Source organism: Thermoanaerobaculia bacterium (assembly GCA_035717485.1).
Taxonomy (GTDB): domain Bacteria; phylum Acidobacteriota; class Thermoanaerobaculia; order UBA5066; family DATFVB01; genus DATFVB01.
Map to the genome: position 1 here is coordinate 14222 of DASTIQ010000283.1, position 20806 is coordinate 35027.

The window sequence follows — 20806 nt, forward strand, 5'->3', positions numbered from 1 at the left end:
GCCGATTATCGCGTTCCGAAACGGGCGACGGCCGAGGAAATCACGCCCGGATACACGCGGCAGAGTATCGGCGGCGACGAGGCGCGGCTCGATGGATGGCCGTGCTGCTGGGCGGAGAGCATCGAGCGGAGGACGAACGGCAATATGCCTCCGTGGCGGTAGTAGTCCCCTTCGTTGGGCGTATCGACGCGCGACAGCACCGTGAATTCCTTCGCGGTGCCGGTGGCGGAGACGGCTCGGACGCGCATCAGCCTGCCGGGAGCGAATCCGTCGGCGATCCCCCCGATCGAGAAGATCTCCTCGCCCGTCAGGCCGAGGGTTTCGGCGCTCTCCCCCCCGGCGAACTGGAGCGGCAGAACGCCCATCCCGATGAGGTTGCTCCGGTGGATCCGCTCGAACGATTCCGCGATCACGGCGCGGACCCCGAGGAGGAGCGTTCCCTTGGCCGCCCAGTCGCGGGACGACCCCGAGCCGTACTCCTTTCCCGCGAGGATGATCAGCGGCACGTTCTCGGCGCGGTACTTCTCGGCCGCGTCGAAGATCGACATCGCCTCTCCGCCGGGGAGGTACCGGGTGACGCCGCCCTCGGTCCCCGGGGCGAGCTTGTTGCGGAGCCGGATGTTCGCGAACGTGCCGCGCACCATCACCTCATGGTTCCCGCGCCGTGAGCCGTAGGAGTTGAACTGCGACGGCGGAACGCCGTGCGCGACGAGGTAGCGGCCCGCGGGGCCGTCGGCGGCGATCGATCCCGCGGGGGAGATGTGATCGGTGGTGACCGAGTCGCCCAGGTACGCGAGAACCCGCGCGGCGCGGATGTCCGAAAGGGGGACCGGCGTCTTCGGGAGATCGTGCAGGAACGACGGCGACTTGATGTACGTCGATTCCGGCCACGCGTAGCGGCTCCCGGCCGGGACCTCGATCGCGTTCCACTCCGCTTCGCCCTCGAAGACTTTCGCGTACGTCCGGCGGAACTGTTCCGGCCGGACCGCGGCGCGCATCGTCTCGGCGACTTCCCGCGGGGAGGGCCAGATGTCGGAGAGATACACCGGCGCGCCGTCCTTTCCCGTGCCGATCGGATCGCGCGTCAGGTTGATGTCCATGCGGCCCGCGAGCGCGTAGGCGACGACGAGGGGCGGCGACATGAGGTAGTTCGCGCGGACGAGGGGATTGATGCGCCCTTCGAAGTTCCGGTTTCCCGAGAGGACAGCGGCGGCGACGAGGTCGTGCTCCTTGACGGCCTTTCCGACCGCCTCCGGCAGCGGGCCGCTGTTGCCGATGCAGGTCGTGCAGCCGTATCCGACGAGCTGGAAGCCGACGCGGTCGAGCGCGTCCTGCAGCCCGGCCTCCCGGAGGTACTCCGTGACCACCTTCGAGCCCGGGGCGAGGCTCGTCTTGACCTGGGCCGGAGCGCGAAGGCCCCGCTCGACCGCCTTCTTCGCGAGGAGTCCGGCGGCGATCATCACGGAAGGGTTCGACGTGTTCGTGCACGACGTGATCGCGGCGATCACGACCGACCCGTGCGTCAGCTCCACCGATTTTCCGTCGAGCGGGATCGTCGCGCACGTCCGCAGGTGGCCGAGGTCTTCCGGCTGCGCGAGCTCGGCCGGCACCGGATCGACGTTGCCTCCCTCGCCCACCCACCGTTCGACCGCCGTCTTGGTCACTTTCGCCGTGCTCTTCTCGAGGATCTGCGCGAGCGAGCGCCGGAATTCGCGTTTCGCGTCGGACAGCGGTACCCGGTCCTGCGGGCGCTTCGGGCCCGCGATCGACGGCTCGACGGACGCGAGGTCGAGCTCCATGCGGTCCGAGAACTCGGGCTCGCCGCCTCCGCCGAAGACGCCCTGCTCCTTCTGGTACGCCTCCGTCAGCGCGACGAGCGCTTCGTCGCGGCCGCTGAAGCGGAGATATCGGAGGGTCTCGTCGTCGGCCGGGAAGAACCCCATCGTCGCGCCGTATTCCGGGGCCATGTTCGCGATCGTCGCCCGGTCGGCGAGCGCGAGCGCCGCCATTCCCGGCCCGTAGAACTCGACGAACTTCCCCACGACGCCCTTCTGGCGGAGCATCTGCGTGACCGTCAGCACGAGATCGGTCGCGGTCGCGCCGGGCGAGAGGGATCCCGTCAGCCGGAAGCCGATGACCTCCGGGATGAGCATCGAGATCGGCTGGCCGAGGAGCGCCGCCTCCGCCTCGATTCCTCCGACGCCCCAGCCGAGAACGCCGAGGCCGTTGATCATCGTCGTGTGCGAGTCGGTGCCGACGAGCGTGTCGAAATACGCGAGCGGATTGCCGGAGGCGCGCGGCTCGACGAACGTCACGCGCGCGAGGAACTCGAGGTTGACCTGGTGGACGATCCCGGTGTCCGGAGGAACGACCCGGAACCGGTCGAACGCGGTCTGTCCCCATTTCAGGAACGAATACCGCTCGGCGTTGCGCTCGAACTCGATCTTCGCGTTCTCCGCGAAGGCGGTCGGCTTTCCGAAGACGTCCACCTGGACGGAGTGGTCGATCACGAGGTCCGCCGGCCGGAGCGGATTGATCCGCGCGGGGTCGCCTCCCCAGGCGGCGACGGCGTCCCGCATCGCGGCGAGGTCGACGACGCACGGCACCCCGGTGAAGTCCTGCAGGAGCACGCGGGCCGGCGTGAACTGCGTCTCGCGCGAGGGCTTCGCTTTCGGGTCCCACGCGGCGAGCGCCGCGATGTCCTCCCGTTTCACGATGCGTCCGTCCTCGAACCGCAGCAGGTTCTCGAGGAGGATCCGGAGCGAGACGGGAAGCCGGGAAATGCCGGAGAGGCCCGCCTTCTCGAGAGCGGCGAGCGAGCGGATCTCGCAGGTGGCGCCCCCCGCCGCGAGGTCCCGGCGCGTGCCGAAGGAATCGAGGTATTTCTGTTCGTTCTTCATCGATTCTTAGCCTATCGCAACGATCCCGATTCCCAGGATTCGAATGCATCAGCGGCGCGGGGCGGCGGAAGGTCCGGTAGAATTCCGACCGATTTCCCCGAAGAGCAACGGACGCCCGCGCGAAGCGGGCACGCAGGAGGAAGGATGAGACGGATGGCGGCGGCGCTCTGGTTGATGGCGGCGGTGATGGTCGCGCCCGGGCACGCCGGGACGACCGCCGCGGAATCCCCGGGCTCCTCCGAGCCGTCCTCGGAGCCGAAGCGCGCGTTTCCCGAGGAGGCGAAGAAGACGACTTCGGCGCAGCCTTCGGAAGAGGAGGAGAAACCGACTCCCGAGGGGCTGGAGGCTGAAAAGAAGGCCGGCCCCTTCGCGGGACTCAAGTTCCGTTTCATCGGGCCTCCGGGCAACCGCGTCAGCGCCGTCGTCGGCGTGCCGGGCGATCCGAACGTCTATTACGCGGGCGCGGCTTCCGGCGGCGTGTGGAAGTCGATCGACGGCGGAAACGAGTGGAAGCCGGTCTTCGACAAGGAAGACGCCCAGTCGATCGGCGCGATCGCGATCGCCCCTTCGGATCCGAACGTCGTCTGGGTCGGGACCGGAGAGACCTTCATCCGCAGCAACGTCTCGATCGGGGACGGCGTCTACAAGTCGACCGACGCGGGGAAGACCTGGAAGCACATGGGCCTGGAGAAAACGGGACGGATCGGCCGCGTGATCGTCGATCCGCGGGATCCCGACACCGTCTTCGTCGCGGCCCTCGGGACCTGCTACGGTCCGCAGCCCGAGCGCGGCGTGTATCGCACGACCAACGGCGGGAAGAGCTGGGAGCGGGTGCTCTTCGTCGACGAGAACACCGGCGCGTCCGACCTCGCGATGGACCCGAAGAACCCGAGGGTCCTCTTCGCGGGAACCTGGCAGATCGACATCAAGACCTGGGGGAGGAAGAGCGGCGGCCCCGGGTCGGGAGTCTGGGTCTCGCGCGACGGCGGAACGACGTGGAAGCGCATCAAAGAGCACGGCCTTCCCGATCCCCCCCTGGGCAAGATCGCGGTCGGGATCGGGACGAACGATCCGGACCGCGTCTACGCGCTGATCGAGACGGGGGACAAGGGGTCTCTCTGGCGCTCGGACGACGGAGGAAATGCCTGGCGCCTCGTCAATCGCAGCCGTCTCCTGAACGAGCGCCCGCACTACTACACGCGGATGCTGGTCATGCCGGACAACGCGAACGAGGTCTATTTCCCGTCGAATTCGATGGGCGTGACCTACGACGGCGGGGAGACCGCCGACCAGGTCGACTGGGCCGGCGACAACCACGACATGTGGGCCGATCCGAAGGACCCGAGCCGGATGATGATCGGGAGCGACATCGGGGTCGTGATCTCCACGACGCGCGGAAAGAAATGGAACTGGACGCGCCTCCCGATCGCGCAGATGTACCACGTCGCGACCGACAGCCGGATCCCGTACCAGGTGTACGGACAGATGCAGGACGGCGGGTCGATGCGCGGCCCGAGCCGCAACCCGGGAGGCGACGGCATTCCCCCCGCCCTCTGGACGACGACCGCCGGCTGCGAGACCGGGTGGAACACGCCCGACCCGGTGGATCCGGACGTGGTGTGGGGCGGGTGCTACGCGGGAGTCGTCGAGCGCTACGACGGCAAGACGCGGATGAGCCGGTCGGTGTCGGTCTGGCCGGAGCGCACGATGGGCGCCAACGCGGGCGAGGTGAAGCTGCGGATGAACTGGACCTTCCCGATCGCCATCTCGCCGCACGATCACAACACCGTCTACGTCGGGAGCCAGTACGTCCACGAGACGACCGACGGCGGCGAGCACTGGAAGACGATCTCTCCCGATCTCACGACGAATGACCCGTCGATGATGGGAGACTCGGGCGGCCTCACGGTCGACAATCTTTCCGTCGAGTACGCCGGCGTCGTGTTCTCGATCGCGGAGTCGCCGCTCTCGAAGGGGGAGATCTGGGCCGGGACGAACGACGGCGTCGTCCAGGTGACGCGGGACGGAGGCGGGCACTGGTCCAACGTCACCCCTCCGAAGGCGATGCTCCCGCCGAAGGGGACCGTCGGTTCCGTCGAACCGTCCTCCCACGAGAAGGGAACCTGTTACGTCTCGGTCGATCTCCACCAGGTCGACGACCGGAATCCGTTCGTGTTCAAGACGGCCGACTGGGGGAAGACGTGGAAGGCGGTCGCCGGCGACCTGCCGAAGAGCCCGCTCTCGTACGTCCATGTCGTGCGCGAGGACCCCTTCCGGAAAGGAATGCTCTACGCCGGCACCGAGAACGGCCTCTGGGTCTCGTTCGACGACGGCGCGCGCTGGCGGCCGCTCCAGGGGAAGCTCCCGCATGCGCCGGTGTCCTGGCTGACGGTCGAGCCCAGATTCCACGATCTCGTCGTCGCGACCTACGGACGGGGATTCTGGATCCTCGACGACGTCACCGCGCTCGAGCGATGGGTCGAGCCGAAGGGAGATGCGCCGGTGGTTCTCTTCCCGTCCGTCCCGGCGTACCGATTTCGTGCCGTTTCCCAGCCCGCGTACGCGCCGGTGGGCGCCGCTCACGGCAAGAACGGTCCGGACGGCGCCTTCATCACGTACTGGATGAAGAAGGAAGTTCCGAAACCGAAGAAGAAGGACGAGGGCGAGGACGAGATCCCGGAGAAGGAGAAGCCGCCGCTCGTCAAGATCCGGATCTACGACGCGGCGGGGAACAAGGTGCGGTCGCTCCGCGGATCGAACGAGAAGGGTTTCAACCGCGTGGACTGGGATCTCCGGTACGACCCGTTCCGGGAAGTGAGGCTCCGCGCGACGCCGCCCGGGAATCGGCACGTGTGGGAGGAGAAACGGTTCGTCGGGAAGGACCGGCGCCCGGTCCTCTATTACGGGATCGAGGACGCGACGCAGGGTCCGCTCGTGCCGCCGGGGACGTACACGGTCAAGCTCGACGTCGACGGGCGGGAGTACTCGACGCCGGTCGAGGTCCGGAAGGATCCGAACTCGGGGGGAACCGCGGCGGACGTCGAGGAGGGCACGAAGTTCTCGCTCGCGATCTATCGGGACACGAACGCCGCCGCCGGGATGATCAACCAGCTCGAATGGGGCCGGCTCGAAGCGGAGAGATTCCGCAAGATGGTCCGCGCCGAGAACGGGGATGCGGCGCTCGTCGACGCCGCCGACGCGCTCGGAAAGAAGATGCGCGCGGTCGAGGCGGAGCTGCTGCAGCCGACCATCGCGGAAGAGGACCAGAAGTCGTTCCGCGGTCCGCTCGGCCTGTATCTGAAGTTCATCTGGCTCAACGCCGAGGCGGCGACCGGCGCCGCCGACGTTTCCGGGAACGCCGATCTCGGGCCGACGCAGCCCGAACGCGACGTCTTCGCGCTTCTCGACGGCCGCCTGAACGACGCGAGGAAGGAGTTCGAGGAAGTGTTTTCGGCCGACGTCCCGGCATTCAACCGCGCCATGGAAGCGAAGGGATTCGGCGCGATCGTTCCCGTCAAGGAGGTCCTTCCGGAGTTTCCGCCGGCGAAGGAAAAGAAAGAGGACGAGTAGGGACTCCGCCTAACGCCGCAGCGCGAGCGCTCCCGCCGCCGACAGGGCGAGCGCGAGAACAGCGAGTCCGGTCCCGCCGACGGCGGGAACGGTCGGACGGGTTTCCACCCGGATCGTCAGCGCGAGGTCTCCCGAGCAGCCGAGGGCATCCGTCGCGGTGATCGTCACCGGAAAGGTCCCGATCGCGTTCGGCGTGCCGGAGAGGACGCCGGTCGAAGAATCCAGAGAAAGGCCGGGGAGCGCTCCGGTCTCCGAGAACGTGAGCGGGGGCGTCGCGCCGGATGCCGAGAACGTGACCGGTGCGATCGCCGTTCCGGGGACGACCGCGATCGGATTTCCCGCGGACGACGAGACGGCGAGGGGCGTCGAGGTCCCGGTCAGCGAGAAGCTTCCGTTGAACGCCGGCGCCGGGTTCCCGCCGACGATGTCGGTCCCGATCCGGAGCCAGTCGGGAGCGAGGTTCTCGTTCCGGATCCACGTCTGGAGGTCCGGCGTGAACGACGCGACCGGATGCGCCGCCGACAGCCAGAAGAAATCGCCGGTGTTCAGCCGAACCTGAGGGACGAAGAAATAGTGTCCCGCCGGCAGGCCGATCCCCGGCGAGAACGCGACGTCGAACTCGACCTCCGTGCCCGTCACCGGGCCTTCGCCCCCGGTCGTCTGGTTCGGAGACTTGTTGATGCCGTTCAATACCGAATTGGAGGCGGTGTAATTCGTAAGCAAAACGGTCGTCGTGAAGGTCAGCCCGGCCGCGGCGCTGTCGCGCGACGCGAAGGCCGCATCGGACGGGGAGTTCGCGCGTGTCGGGACGGAGGGCGTCCGGATCGAATCGGAATCCTGGGGGAAAACGCGGTAGATCTCCACGACGACCTCCTCGGCGGTGGCGTCGGCCGGAAGGAGCCCCGTGAACGTCGCGCTCTCGATCGTGGTCGCGCAGGGAACGAGGAAGTCGTCTGCCGCTTCGATCTCGATCCCGCCCGCCAGGGAGGGGCGCGACGCGGCGGCCATTCTCCCGTCCGGCGCCCCCGTGTCGATGAGGACCGATGAGCTCCACGCCGTGGCACAGATGAGGACCGAAAGGATCGCGGCGATCGGGGCCGGTCGTTTCATGTTCTTCTCCTCTCGCGCCGAGGCCGTGAGTTCCCCCGGATTGTCGGCCGCGGCCCGGCGAGAGTCAACGTCCCGCGGGTATTTGACCGGTCTTCGCGGATGACGGAAAATGCCTGTTTGGCCTGACACGGCCAGGGAGTTCCATGGGCGCACCCAAAGGACCGCGGGAACCGATCTCGATCGTCGGCGCGCGGACCCACAATCTGAAGAACATTTCGGTCGAGATCGCGCAGGGGAGTCTCACGGTCGTCACCGGGGTCTCCGGTTCCGGAAAGTCCTCGCTCGCGTTCGACACGCTCTACGCCGAAGGACAGCGGCGCTACGCGGAATCGATGTCCACCTATGCGCGCCAGTTCCTCGAGCGGCTCGACCGTCCCGACGTCGACTCGATCGAGCCGGTGCCGCCCGCGATCGCGCTCGAGCAGAAGAACGGCGTCACGAACGCGCGGTCGACCGTCGGGACGCAGACCGAGATCGCCGACTCGATGCGGCTCCTCTTCGCTCACGGGGGCGAGACGGTCTGCCCGGACGACGGCGCGGCCGCGAAACGCGGGGGGATCGATTTCGCCGCCGCGGCGCTGCGGTCTCTCCCCGATCGAACCCGGGTGACGCTGGTGGCTCCGGTCGCCGCCGGCGAAACCGCCGGCGACGTCGAAGCGATCCTGCCCGAGCTCCGGCGCGCCGGCTTCTTTCGGGCGCTCTCACCGGCCGGCGAGGTCGTCGAGCTCCCGGCGGAGCCGGACGGGATCGCCGCCCTCCGCGAAGAGGGGGGCGTGCTGCCGGTCGTCGTCGGGCGGTTCGCGATCTCGCCCGAGAACGGGCCGGAGATCGAGAACGCGGTGGCGGCGGCGTTCGCGATGGCGGGGACGCTCCGGGCGCGAATCCACCGTCCGGACGGAATCGAGACGAAGACCTTCCGGAGGGGCCTCTTCTGCCCGGAGTGCGGCCGGGAGTTCCGGGAGCCGACGCCCGCGCTCTTCGCGTTCAATTCGCCTCTCGGGGCCTGCGCGGCGTGCCAGGGATTCGGCCGGGTGATCGGCATCGATTGGGACAAGGTGATCCCGAACCGCGACCTGACCCTCGACGAGCGCCCGGTCGCGCCGTGGAACACCCCCGCGTACGAGTCGGCCTACGACGAGCTCTTCCGCGCCGGCCGCAAGATCGGGCTTCGCCGGCACGTGCCGTTCTCGTCGCTCTCCGCGGCCGAGCGGGCGCTCGTCGAAAAGGGGAACGCGAAGTTCTACGGGATCTCCGGTTTCTTCGAATGGCTGGAGACGAAGCGCTACAAGGTGCACGTCCGCGTCCTCCTCTCCCGCTACCGGGCGTACACGCGCTGTGCCGCCTGCGGCGGCGGCCGCCTCGTGCCGGAAGCGGCCTGGGTGCGATTCCGCGGGAAGACGATGGCCGAGTTGAACGAGATGCCGGTCGGCGAGCTCGCCGCCTGGTTCGACCGCGTCGAGCTCTCGGCGCGCGAGCGGGAATCGCTCTCCTCGATCTTCGGCGAGATCCGTTCGCGCCTGCGGTACCTGAACGAAGTGGGCCTCGATTACCTCACGCTCTCCCGGGCGGCGCGGACGCTGTCGGGAGGGGAGGCGCAGCGGATCGGTCTCGCCTGCGCGCTCGGGGGCGCGCTCACGAACACGCTCTACGTCCTCGACGAGCCGACGATCGGCCTGCACGCCCGCGACACGGGGCTGCTCCTGTCGATCCTCCGGAAGCTCGCCGACCGGGGAAACACCGTCGTCGTCGTCGAACACGATCCCGACGTCATCGCGGCGGCCGATCGGGTGATCGATCTGGGCCCGGAAGCGGGCGCCCGGGGCGGACAGCTCCTGTTCTCCGGAACTCCCGCGGCGCTCCGCCGCGTCGCCCAGAACCGGACGGCCGCCGCGCTCCGGCGCCGCGAACGCGCGGCGCCGGCGGCGGGCAACGTCGTCCCCTTCCGCCGCGGACACGACCGGGCGATCACGATCGTCGGCGCGCGCGAGCACAACCTGAAGAACCTCACCGTGCGCCTCCCGCTCGGCCGACTCGTTTCCGTGAGCGGCGTCTCCGGATCGGGGAAGTCGACCCTCCTGCGCGACTGCTTCTTCCACGTCTACCAGCGGCGGGTCAAGGGAGTGGCGGCGGTCGAGATCGGCGCGGTCGACGAGATCCGCGGGCTGGATCACGTCTCCGACGTGCTCTTCGTGGACCAGTCGCCGCTCGGACGCTCGGCGCGCTCGAACCCCGTCACCTACACGAAGGCGTACGACGAGATCCGCCACGCGTTCGCGGCGACCGGGCGCGCGCGGGCGAACCGCGTGACGCCGCGCGATTTCTCCTTCAACACTCCGGGGGGCCGGTGCGAGGCGTGCCAGGGGACGGGCGTGACGACGATCGACATGCAGTTCCTGGCCGACGTCGTCGTGACGTGCGACCGGTGCGACGGCCGGCGCTTCAGCCCGAAGGTCCTCGCGATACGATACCGCGGCAAGAACATCGATGACGTGCTCCGCATGACGGTCGCCGAGGCGTCGGCCTTCTTCGCCGATCTGCCCAAGGTCACCCGCCGGCTCTCGCCGCTGGCGGAAGTCGGCCTCGCGTATCTCCCGCTCGGGCAGCCCACGTCGACGCTCTCGGGGGGCGAGGCGCAGCGCCTGAAGCTCGCGTCGTTCCTCGAAGAGAAGAGCTCCCCGCGCGGCAACCTCTTCCTGTTCGACGAGCCGACGACCGGGCTCCATTCCGGAGACGTCGACGTGCTCCTCGCGACGTTCCGGAAACTGATCGCGCGCGGGCACTCGGTCGTCGCGATCGAGCACCACCTCGACTTCATCGCCGCCTCCGACTGGGTGATCGACCTCGGGCCCGGCGGCGGCGACCGGGGGGGAGAGATGGTCGCCGAAGGGACGCCGGGCGAGATCGCCCGCTCTCCCCTCAGCGAGACGGGCCGCCATCTCGCCGGCAGGGCTCCCGCCGAGCGGACGGGCCCGAACGCGCGGCGGGTCCCCCGCTGATGGCGCTGGCGCGGAGCCAGGGGTGGTCGTACGTGCTGCGCCACGCGGCGCGCGAGATCCCGGTTTCGGACGGGGACGTCGTCCTGGGGCGCAGCCACAGCGCGGGGGTCCGGGTCGACGAGGAGACGGTCTCTCGCTCTCACGCGCTCCTGACGCTCCGCGAAGGGCGGGCGGTGATCCGGGATCTCGGCTCTTCGAACGGGCTCTTCGTCGCCGGCCGGCGTGTCGCCGGACAGGCCGCCGTTTCCGACGGCGACACGATCGGGCTCGGAAGCGCGACGCTGACGTTCACCGTGATCCCGCCTCCCGACGTGGAGGCGAGGACGGCGATGATCGCGACGCTCCCGGGCGCGGCCCCCCGTCCCACCGAGACCGCCACGCGGTTCTTTCCCGTCGGCGCGGCGGCGGCGGAGGCCGCGCCGGCCGTTCCCGCCGAACGGCCGCGCCGGCGCCCTCGCTCGCTCGACGACTTCGTCATGCACGAGGAGGGGGACGAGCCGCCCGAGATGGAGGCGCGCATCGAGGCGTTCGAGCCGGCGCCGCTCGGCGCGAGGATCGCGTCGGCGGCCGCCGACCTCCTGTTGTCGGCGGCGATCGCTTTCGTGTGCTCGGTCCCCGCGCTGATCGCGATCCTCACCCACGGCGCCCTGCGCGAGCGGGCCGGTTCCGGGCTCGCGTTCTGGGCGCTCGTCGGCTTCTGCGGAGCGGCTGCGGCCGGCGCGATCATCGTGTATTACCTGAGCGGCTGGTGCGGCCGCGGCGCCACCCTCGGGCAGCGCTCCGCGGGCGTTCGCCTCGTCTCCGTGGACGGCGGGCTCGTCGGGGGCGGGCGCGCGTTTCTCCGCCTCGCGATCCTGGTTCTCTACCTGGCGACCGCCGGCCTGCTCGCTTTGACGGTCGTGTTCGATCGGGAGCATCGCGGGCTGGCGGACAGAGTTTCGAAGTCGCGCGTCGTCGCGGCCTGAAATTCCGACGCGTCGATCGGCGGTCATCCGCGACGGCGGCGCCACGTCCGTTTCAGGATGCGCTCGCCGCCGCCGGGCTCTCCGCCCGTCGGCGCTCAGCCCGCGGCGGCGGTCGCCGGGGCGGTCCCCGTGGCGAGTTCCCGGAAATACTCGATCGTCTTCGCGAGGCCTTCCTCGAGGGGGACGCGGGGCGCCCAGCCGAGGACGCGGCGGGCTTTCGCGATGTCCGGCTGCCGGACCTTCGGGTCGTCGGTCGGGAGCGGCTGGAACACGATCGGCGACGCCGTCCCGGTGAGACGCCGGATCACCTTCGCGAATTCGAGCACGGTCATCTCCGCGGGGTTCCCGATGTTCGTCGGGTCGGGCTCGCCGGACATCAGCAGACGGTAGATCCCGTCGATCAGGTCGTCGACGTAGCAGAACGACCGCGTCTGCGACCCGTCGCCGAAGACGGTCATCGGCTCGCCGGCGATCGCCTGTCCGATCAGAGCCGGAACGACGCGGCCGTCCTTGGGCCGCATTCGCGGGCCGTACGTGTTGAAGATGCGGACGATCCGGGTGTCGACGCCGTGGCTCCGGCGATAGGCCATCGTGAGCGCCTCGGCGAAACGCTTCGCCTCGTCGTAGACGCCGCGGGGCCCGATCGGATTGACGTTGCCCCAGTAGGTCTCCGGCTGGGGGTGCACGAGCGGGTCGCCGTAGACCTCGGACGTGGAGGCGAGGAGGAACCGCGCCTTCTTTTCCTTCGCGAGACCGAGCGCTTTGTGGGTTCCGAGCGCCCCCACCTTCATCGTCTGGATCGGCAGCTCGAGGTAGTCGATCGGGGAGGCGGGGGAGGCGAAGTGCAGGACCGCGTCGAGCTTCCCGTCCACGTAGATGTAGTTCGTGACGTCGTGATGGATGAACGTGAAGTCCCGGCGTCCGATCAGGTGCGCGATGTTCCGCGTGTTCCCCGTGATGAGGTTGTCCATCGCGGTGACCTCGTGCCCCTCGCGCAGGAGCCGGTCGCACAGATGGCTGCCGAGGAACCCGGCTCCGCCGGTGACCAGAATCCGCATCCTCCGTCCTTTCAGGCTGTCCCCGCGGTTTCCGCGGTTCGTCCGGAAGAATAGCAAAAACCCTTCATCGGGAACGGCCGGGCGCGGGTCGCGGCCGGCGGAGGATTCCAGAGCCGGATCCCGGGACGCCCTCTTCGAAACCCGGGCTTCCGTCCGCGGCGACTCTCAGCCTCTTCCCACTCCCGAATACACCCACCCGAGCTCCCGCACTTCCTCCGGTTCGTAGACGTTCCGGAGATCGACGAGGACGCGGGCGCGCATCGCCTTCTCGAGCTTTCCGAAGTCGAGCGCGCGGAACTCGTTCCATTCGGTGACGAGGACGAGCGCGTCGCATCCCGCGGCGCAGTCGTAGGCGTCGCGCCCGTAGACGACGTCCGAGAGAACTTTCTTCGCGTTCTCGACCGCCGCGGGGTCGAACGCCCGGACGTGCGCCCCCCGTTCCTGGAGGTCCCGGATGATCCGGAGCGCCGCGGACTCCCGGATGTCGTCGGTCGCCGGCTTGAACGAGATCCCGAGGACGCCGACGGTCTTGCCCGCGAGCGGTCCCGCCGCCGCCTCGATCTTCTCGATCATCCGCGCCTTCGTCTTCTCGTTGGCGGTGATCGCGGCCTCGATGATCTCGAAGCGGGCGCCGAATTTCCGGGCGAGGTCCGCCACCGCATGCGTGTCCTTCGGGAAACAGGAGCCGCCGAAGCCCGGACCGGGATGGAGGAATTTCGGGCCGATCCGCTTGTCGAGGCCCATCCCGCGCGCGACCGCGTGGACGTCGGCGCCGACGAGCTCGCACAGGGACGCGATCTCGTTGATGAACGAGATCTTCACCGAGAGGAATCCGTTGGACGCGTACTTGATCATCTCCGCCGACTCGACGTCGGTGACGATGATGGGCGTCTCGAGGAGATACAGCGGCGAGTAGATCTCCTTCATGATCGCGACCGGCCGCTGGTCGCGGGTGCCGATCACGACGCGGTCCGGGCGGAGGAAGTCGGCGACCGCGGAGCCTTCCCGGAGGAACTCCGGGTTGGACACGACGGAGAACTCGTGCTCGCCGTTCCTCCCCTTCAGGATCTCTTCGATCATCTTCCCGGTTCCGGTGGGAACCGTGGACTTGGTGACGACGACCTTGTAGCCGTTGGCATGGTCCGCGATCGATTCGGCGACCTGCCGCACGTACGAGAGATCCGCGGATCCGTCGGGGAGCGGCGGGGTCCCGACCGCGATGAAGATCGCGAGCGAGTTCTCGACGGCGCCCTTGAGATCGGTCGAGAACGAGAGCCGGCCGGCCCGTTCGTTCTTCATGACGAGCTCTTCGAGGCCCGGTTCGTAGATCGGGATCTCGCCGCGCTGGAGCGCCTGGATCTTCGCCTCGTCCACGTCGACGCAGATCACGTTCATCCCGAAATCGGCGAGACAGGTGCCCGTGACGAGGCCGACGTAACCGGTGCCGACCATGCAGATGTTCATCGTGCTCTCCGCAAGACCTTCAGGCGTGCCGTCGGCGCCACGCCACGTAGCGGGCGAGGCCCTCCGCGATCGGCACCTTCGGGGAAAAGCCCAGGAGTCGGCGCGCCTTGTCGACGTCGGCGTACGTCGCCGGGACGTCGCCCGGCTGGTCGGGCAGACGCCGGAGGAGCGCCCGGCGTCCGGTCGCGCGCTCCAGCAGCTCGACGAGCTCGGCGAGCGAGATCGGGTGGGCGCCGCCGAGGTTGACGATCTCGAATCCCCGGCAGCGCTCGATCGCCGCCTCGACGCCGTCCAGGATGTCGTCGATGTAGGTGTAGTCGCGGCGGGAGGAGCCGTCGCCGAAGAACGGGATCTCGCGGCCCTGTTCGAGCGCTTCCGTGAACTTCGCGATCGCCATCTCGGGGCGCTGCCGCGGCCCGTAGACGGTGAAGAACCTCAGGCAGAACGCGTCGAGCCCCTCGAGATGGTGGAAGTTGAACGCGAGGAGCTCGCCGCTGCGCTTCGTCGTCGCATAGGGGGAGACCCGGCGCGCGATCGGGTCTTCCTCGGAGAAGGGGAGCTTCGAGTTCACGCCGTACACCGACGACGAGGACGCGAACACGAATCGGGGCTTTCCGAACCGCGCGGCGGCTTCGAAGAGATGGATGCTCGCGACGCAGTTGACCTCCTCGTAGAGCACGGGATCCTGGATCGAGGGCCGGACGCCCGCGCGTGCGGCCAGGTGGACGACGGCGTCGAATTCCCCCTCCCGGAAGAGCGAAAAGACGAGCTCGCGGTCGCGGATGTCGCCCTCGACGAGCCGGTACCCCGGCCGGCCGAGCGCGGGCGCCACGTTGGCCCGCTTCAGCGCGGGGTCGTAGTAATCGTTGAAATCGTCGATCACGGTCACGCGATCGCCGGAGGCGAGGCGCCGGTCGACGAGCTGCGAGCCGATGAAGCCGGCGCCTCCGGTGACGAGGATCTTCACGGGGGCGGCGGCTCGGAAGTGGAGGATCCCGCCTTCGCCTTCGCGGACTCGCGCTCGTATCGCTTCTCGATCCCCTTCTTCTGGCGGTCCCGGACCAGCCAGCGAAGGAGCTTCGACTCGTCGACGCCGACGACGATGTCGTTGGCGGCGTCGTAGAGGGCGGGGTCGTTGATGAGCTTTCCGATCGACCCGTCGCCCTGGTCGAGCTTTTCGGAGATCGAGTCGAGGTGCATCGTGAGGTTCGTCAGGTGCCGCCGGAAGTCCGCGGCGAATGCTTCGTCGTGGAGGAGAACCGGAAGGAGGCCCTTGCCGCGGTCGAGGTCCGAGGAGGCGCGCGCGAGGGAGACCCCCGCCGCCGAAAGATTGTCGATCAGCCCGTAGACCTTCTTCTTTCCCTCGGGGTCGGCCATGAGCGCCGGAAGCGCGCCCTTGCCGTTCTGCAGGTCGTCGGCGATCACGCCGAAGGCGCGCGAGGCGGAGCCGATCGCGTTCTGGAGCGCTTTGCCCGTCTCCCGCCCGTAGCGCTCGTCCGCGAGGAGTTTTCCGGCGAAGGAACGGCCGGAGTTGATCTTCTCGAGCGTCGCCGAGAGCTGGTGGAGCGTCTGGTTGAGGTTCGTCCCGATGCTCCTGCCCTCGTCCGAGTTGCTCGTGAGCTCGCCGAGGAGGCCCTGGCCCTTCTCGGTCCTTCCCAGGATGACCTTGAGCGACCGGGCGATTTCGGTGAGGTCCCCGAGGAGGCCTTCGCCGCCGGCGAGGAGCTTCTCGATCCCCGCTTCCCTCGCCGGGGGGATCTCCCCGCCCGGCGCGATCTCGGCCGCTTCCGAAGAGCCGCCGATCAGCTCGATGTACTTGTCGCCGAGGAGCCCGATCGTCTTGATCGAAGCGGTGGTGTCGGTGCGGATGCGCGAGGCCATCCGGCGCTCGATCGATACCGTGACCGTGACGGTGCTGTCTCCGGGTTTTTCGGAGAGCGCGACCTCCGTGACGTTTCCGACCGTCACGCCCGAGAGCCGCACCGCATTTCCGGTCGTCAGGCCCGCGGCCGACTGGAAATGGATCCGGTAGTCCACCTTCCGCGTGAAGAGGCTCGCCCGCTGCCCGACCATGAAGATGCCGATCGCGAACGCGACGAGCGCGACGAAGACGACGAGGCCCACCCGGAACCGCCGGCGGACGATCTCGCCCGGCGCCGTCATGCGGGCTCTCCCCGGCCGGTCGAACGCGCGGCCGACGCGGCGATCGCGGCGGTCTCGGTGCCCGCCGGAAATCCCTGCGACCGGAAGAAGTCGGAGAGGATCGGATGCCCGCCCTGCGCGGCCTCGGCGAACGTGCCGACGAATTCGAACGTGCCGCCGTGGAGGAACGCGACGCGGTCCGAGATCACGCGCGCGGAGACGATGTCGTGGGTCACGACGACGAACGTCGCCTTGAGGCGCTCGTTGAGATCGTCGATCAGCTCGTTGATCTTCTCGGAATTGATCGGGTCGAGGCCGGTCGTCGGCTCGTCGAAGAGGATGATCTCGGGGTCGAGCGCGATCGACCGCGCGAGCGCTACGCGCTTGCGCATCCCGCCGGAGAGCTCCGACGGCATCTTCTTCTGGGTGCCGGGAAGACCGACCATCGCGAGCTTGTCGGCGACCCGGTCCTTGATCTCCTTCGGCGTCATCTCGGTGTGCTCGCGCATCGGGAACGCGACGTTGTCGAGGACGTTCATGGAATCGAAGAGCGCGCCTCCCTGGAAGAGCATCGACACGCGCAGGCGAACCTCGACGAGCTCTTCTTCCGAGAGGGGGACGATGTCGCGGCCGCAGACGAACACCTGGCCGGAGTCCGGTTTCGTGAGCCCGTTGATGTGGCGCAGGAGCACGCTCTTCCCCGTTCCGGACGGACCGAGGATGACCATGGTCTCTCCGCTCAGGACGGTCAGCGAAGCGCCGGCGAGGACCGCCCGGCCCTCGTAGGTCTTCCGCACCGAGACGAGGTCCACGGCGGATCCGGGCGCGGGATGCGGAGCGGCGTCGTTCGTCACAGCGCGAGGAACAGCTTCGTCAGGAAGAAGTCGGAGACGAGGATCGAGATCGAAGCCGCGACCACGGTGCGCGTCGTCGAGGTCCCGACCGACGCCGCGCCGCCGCGCACGTTCAGGCCGTTGTAGCACCCGATCAGGGCGATCTCCGTCGCGAAGAAGAAGGACTTCCCGAGGCCGCTCGCGATGTCGGAGATCCGGAGCTGGTTCCAGATGCTGTTGAAGTAGAAGGACGCGGTGATCGAGAGCTCGGTCACGGCGATCAGGAGCCCGCCCAGGATCCCGAGGAGGTCGGCGAGCGCCGTGAGGATCGGCAGCATGAAGAAGACGGCGATCAGCCGCGGCGTGACGAGGCGCTTGATCGGGTTGACGGCCATCGCGCGGAGCGCGTCGACCTGTTCCGTGACGGTCATCGAGCCGATCTCGGCCGTGATGCCGGCGCCGACGCGTCCCCCGACCATCAGGGCGGTCAGGACCGGCCCGAGCTCCCGCACGAGCGAGAGGGAGACGACCCGGCCGATGAAGAGCTTTCCGCCGAAGGCGGCGAGCGAATAGGCGGTCTGCAGCGCGAGCACCATTCCGGTGAAGAGCGCCGTGACGTTCGTGATGCCGAGCGACTTCACGCCGCTCTCGTCCATCTGGTGCACGATCTCCTGAGCGTAGAACGGCTTGCGGAACGCCCCGGCGACGGCCTGGAAGGTCATCTCCGCGATCCCGCCGAGATAGTCGAGCGCCCCCGACCCGCGCCGCCCGAACGCGTCGACGAACCGCAGCCACCGGAGGTTGCGATAGAAAACGGTGGTTTCGCTCGGCGCCGTCATCGGCAGGCGATCGTATCAAATGCATGCGCCGCGCTAAGATCCGGCGCGTGCGGTTCCTCCGCTCGCTCGGGGCCTGGATCGTGATCGTCGTCGCGACGCTGGCCTTCGGGATTCCTTCGATCTTCGCCGCGTTCATTCCTCCCCGAGGCGACTGGTTCCTTCCGTTCGCCCGGGGGTGGGCGAGAACCGTCCTGAAGGCGACGGGCGTTTCCTGGCGAACGGAGGGCGCCGACCGGGCGGAACCCCTCCCGGGGTGTCTCTATTTCGCCAATCACGAGTCGCTCTTCGACATCTTCGTGCTGCTCGCGGCGCTTCCCGGCCGCCTCCGCTTCCTCGCGAAGAAGAGCCTTTTCTCGATTCCGGTGCTCGGCTGGTCGATGGCGGCCGCGGGGTTCGTGGCGATCGATCGCGAGGACCGCCGCCGCGCGGCGGAGTCGCTCGACGTCGCCGCGCGCCGGATCCGCGCCGGCATGCGCGTCATCGTCTTTCCCGAACAGACGCGCACCCGCACCGGGGAGCTGCTCCCGTTCAAGAAGGGGGGCGTACTCCTGGCGCTCAAGACCGGCGCGCCGATCGTTCCGGTCGGAATCGGCGGGACCTTCGCGATCCAGCAGCGCGGCGGCTTCCGGCTCGCGCCCGGCCCGGTCGCGGTCGTGATCGGGGAGCCGATCGCCGTCGACGGGAGGCCTCTCTCCGACCGGAACGCGCTGCTCGAGGAATGCCGCGGCGCGATCGAAACCCTGAGGCAGCGCGCCCGGGCTCTCGCCGGCGCGCCATCGGCCTAGTCTCGCGTTCTCCGAAAGCCGCTATCATCGAGTTTTCGCGAGGAGGCCGCGTTGACGTCCGCCGAGGTCGATGAGAAGCAGGTCCTGGAGGCTCTCCGGACCGTGAAGTTCCCCGGGCTCTCCCGGGACATCGTGTCGTTCGGATTCGTGAAGGATCTCGCGGTCGGGGGCGGGAACGTCTCGCTCCGCCTCGAGATCACGACCGAGTCCCCCCGCGTCGCCGAGGAGATCAAGCGCGACGCGACCGAGAAGCTCCGGTCGCTCCCGGGCGTCCAGGCGGTGACGATCGCGCTCGACGCGCGCGCCCCCGGGATGGCCGCCCCGGCGGGGGCGCGGCCGGCGCCGATCCCGTCCGGCGAGCTCCTGAAGGACGTCCGCTTCAAGGTCGCGGTCGCGTCCGGAAAGGGAGGCGTGGGGAAGTCGACGGTCACCGCGAACCTCGCGCTCGCGCTCACCCGGCTCGGCTATCGCGTCGGTCTCATGGATTCCGACATCTACGGGCCGTCGCAGCAGATGATGATGGGGATCACCCAGAAGCCGTACGTCAACGAGGAGGACAAGATCGTCCCGATCGAGAGCCACGGGGTGAAGGTGATCTCCCTCGGGTTCCTGATGGACGTCGATCAGCCCGTGATCTGGCGCGGCCCCATGGTGATGAAGGCCGTCGAGCAGTTCCTGCAGGACGTGGCATGGGGAAAGCTCGACTTCCTGCTCGTCGACCTCCCGCCGGGAACCGGAGACGCGCAGCTGACGCTGACGCAGAAGATCCAGCTCTCGGGCGCCGTGATCGTGACGACGCCGCAGGAGGTGTCGCTGATCGACGCGCGGAAGGGTCTCGCGATGTTCGAGAAGGTCAACGTCCCGCTCCTCGGGATCGTCGAGAACATGAGCTACTACGAGTGTCCCTCCTGCGGACACCGCGACGAGATCTTCAAGCACGGGGGGGGCAGACGGACCGCGGAGAAGCTCGGCGTTCCCTTCCTCGGCGAGATCCCGATCGACCCCAAGATCGTCGCCGGGGGAGACGCGGGCACGCCGATCGTCGTCGCGGAGCCGAAGTCCCGCGCGACCGAGGCGTACATGGCCCTGGCGGACAACATCGCGCGAACCCTGGCGGGGTGAGGCGGCGATCCGCACGGATTCCCCGGGGAAGGACGGGCGCGGGCGGCCGCGGGAGAGTTCGGCCCGGTTTAGACTGGATCGATGGTCGACGCCGGCGATCTCCAGCAGCGCCTCCTCCTGAGACTCGCCGGAGGAATTTCCCCGGAAGACCTCTCCGCGTGGGCTCGGGGCGTGATCGCGTTCGACGCGGCGGAGGGACCGGCCCTCTTCGCCGGCGACGACGAGATCCTGCGGGACGTCCTGAAGCGTTGCGCCATCGCCGCGGAGGAGGGATTCGAGATGGGGGGCGAGGAGATCCGGCGCCTCTTGCGGAGGGTCGCGTATTCGGCGCCCGGTCTCGAGCCGCGGGGGCGCCGCGAGGGGCCGTTTCTCGTGGCGATGCGGGCGCGGATGGTCCCCGCTCGCGCGTACCCTCTCGTGGGCAACTGCGCCCGCTGCGGCGCGGCGGTCCGCGTTTCGGAAAAGAGCCTTTCGAAAGCGCTCCGATCCCGGGGAGTCCTCGCGTGCGTCTGGTGCGCTCGATCGCTTCCGGGAACCGTCGTCGAAGCGATCTGAGCCCGGCCGTTTCCGCTCGCGCGTTCCGGATCGGTTCTCACCCGTTCCCGTCTGCCGTCGCCCGTCGCGGAATCGCCGATCACGGGCCCGAAGCGGTCGCGACGTAGACCATCATTGCGGCCGTCAGAGCGACGAGAAGAACGGTCACCCCGGCGACCAGCCAGCGATCGGCCGAAACGACCCCTCTCTCGATCGCGCGGTTGACGGCGTGGTACCTCCAGGCCGCGAGGACGGCGAGCAGCGCTCCGAAAAGCATCATGCTTTCGCCCATGGGGAGGGAGGTGTTCCAGCGCGAGGAGACGAAACGCCGGGAGAGCTGCTGGCCGAGCTCGCGGAGCCACAACGAGAAGCGCGCCACGAGAAACCCCAGGCTGATGACGGCGATGCTCGTGCGTATCCAGGCGAGGAAGGTCCGTTCGTTGGAGAGGTATTCCACCGCCCTCTTTTCCGGCGGCGGCCCGGGAACT

Annotated in this window: 15 protein-coding genes; 6 read left to right on the plus strand and 9 right to left on the minus strand. The window is 68.7% G+C overall.

The features are described from left to right. Positions 1-5: 5 nt before the first annotated feature. Positions 6-2900: an aconitate hydratase AcnA gene (gene acnA / locus VFS34_14715; GenBank protein HET9795704.1), complete on the minus strand. Its 2895-nt coding sequence runs from the start codon at positions 2898-2900 to the stop codon at positions 6-8. A 144-nt stretch (positions 2901-3044) separates the two neighbouring features. Between acnA and VFS34_14720 the strand changes: the two genes are divergently transcribed. Continuing rightward, on the plus strand, positions 3045-6470 hold the full coding sequence (locus VFS34_14720; protein ID HET9795705.1) for a sialidase: 3426 nt from the start codon (positions 3045-3047) through the stop codon (positions 6468-6470). Between the two features lie 9 nt (positions 6471-6479). Here VFS34_14720 and VFS34_14725 read toward each other — a convergent pair whose 3' ends face one another. Further along, on the minus strand, positions 6480-7580 hold the full coding sequence (locus tag VFS34_14725) for an Ig domain-containing protein (GenBank protein ID HET9795706.1): 1101 nt from the start codon (positions 7578-7580) through the stop codon (positions 6480-6482). 143 nt (positions 7581-7723) lie between these two features. On the opposite strand from VFS34_14725, the gene uvrA reads away from it, so the two are divergent. Both uvrA and VFS34_14735 read left to right on the plus strand, forming a co-directional pair. After that, positions 7724-10576 carry an excinuclease ABC subunit UvrA gene (gene uvrA / locus VFS34_14730; protein HET9795707.1) on the plus strand — a complete coding sequence of 951 codons (2853 nt, stop codon included), beginning with the start codon at positions 7724-7726 and terminating at the stop codon, positions 10574-10576. Then, positions 10576-11541 (plus strand): FHA domain-containing protein, encoded by a 966-nt coding sequence (locus tag VFS34_14735; GenBank protein ID HET9795708.1) that lies wholly within the window; start codon positions 10576-10578, stop codon positions 11539-11541. The genes uvrA and VFS34_14735 overlap by 1 nt, the downstream gene beginning before the upstream one ends. A 95-nt stretch (positions 11542-11636) precedes the next feature. Here the strand turns inward: VFS34_14735 and VFS34_14740 are convergent, their stop codons facing one another. The 6 genes from VFS34_14740 to VFS34_14765 form a co-directional block, all read right to left on the minus strand. Next, entirely contained in the window at positions 11637-12599 is a 963-nt protein-coding gene (locus VFS34_14740) for a UDP-glucuronic acid decarboxylase family protein (GenBank protein HET9795709.1), read from the minus strand. A 165-nt stretch (positions 12600-12764) separates the two neighbouring features. After that, positions 12765-14063 (minus strand): UDP-glucose/GDP-mannose dehydrogenase family protein, encoded by a 1299-nt coding sequence (locus tag VFS34_14745; protein HET9795710.1) that lies wholly within the window; start codon positions 14061-14063, stop codon positions 12765-12767. 19 nt (positions 14064-14082) lie between these two features. Then, positions 14083-15030: an NAD-dependent epimerase/dehydratase family protein gene (locus VFS34_14750; GenBank protein HET9795711.1), complete on the minus strand. Its 948-nt coding sequence runs from the start codon at positions 15028-15030 to the stop codon at positions 14083-14085. Then, the gene (locus VFS34_14755; protein ID HET9795712.1) at positions 15027-16226 is read right to left on the minus strand and encodes an MlaD family protein; all 1200 of its coding nucleotides are present in this window, start codon (positions 16224-16226) and stop codon (positions 15027-15029) included. The genes VFS34_14750 and VFS34_14755 overlap by 4 nt, the downstream gene beginning before the upstream one ends. Beyond that, complete coding sequence (locus tag VFS34_14760) at positions 16223-17017, minus strand: ABC transporter ATP-binding protein (protein ID HET9795713.1); 795 nt, start codon at positions 17015-17017, stop codon at positions 16223-16225. The genes VFS34_14755 and VFS34_14760 overlap by 4 nt, the downstream gene beginning before the upstream one ends. Positions 17018-17055: 38 nt before the next feature. Continuing rightward, positions 17056-17877, minus strand: a complete 822-nt coding sequence (locus tag VFS34_14765) for an ABC transporter permease (protein ID HET9795714.1) — start codon at positions 17875-17877, stop codon at positions 17056-17058. Between the two features lie 47 nt (positions 17878-17924). On the opposite strand from VFS34_14765, the gene VFS34_14770 reads away from it, so the two are divergent. The 3 genes from VFS34_14770 to VFS34_14780 all read left to right on the plus strand — a co-directional run bounded on the left by VFS34_14770 (position 17925) and on the right by VFS34_14780 (position 20339). Beyond that, on the plus strand, positions 17925-18662 hold the full coding sequence (locus tag VFS34_14770) for a lysophospholipid acyltransferase family protein (protein HET9795715.1): 738 nt from the start codon (positions 17925-17927) through the stop codon (positions 18660-18662). Between the two features lie 51 nt (positions 18663-18713). Next, complete coding sequence (locus VFS34_14775) at positions 18714-19784, plus strand: Mrp/NBP35 family ATP-binding protein (GenBank protein ID HET9795716.1); 1071 nt, start codon at positions 18714-18716, stop codon at positions 19782-19784. Positions 19785-19865: 81 nt separating this feature from the next. Next, positions 19866-20339, plus strand: a complete 474-nt coding sequence (locus tag VFS34_14780; protein HET9795717.1) for a hypothetical protein — start codon at positions 19866-19868, stop codon at positions 20337-20339. 79 nt (positions 20340-20418) lie between these two features. Here VFS34_14780 and VFS34_14785 read toward each other — a convergent pair whose 3' ends face one another. After that, positions 20419-20775 (minus strand): DUF202 domain-containing protein, encoded by a 357-nt coding sequence (locus VFS34_14785; protein HET9795718.1) that lies wholly within the window; start codon positions 20773-20775, stop codon positions 20419-20421. Between the last annotated feature and the right edge of the window lie 31 nt (positions 20776-20806).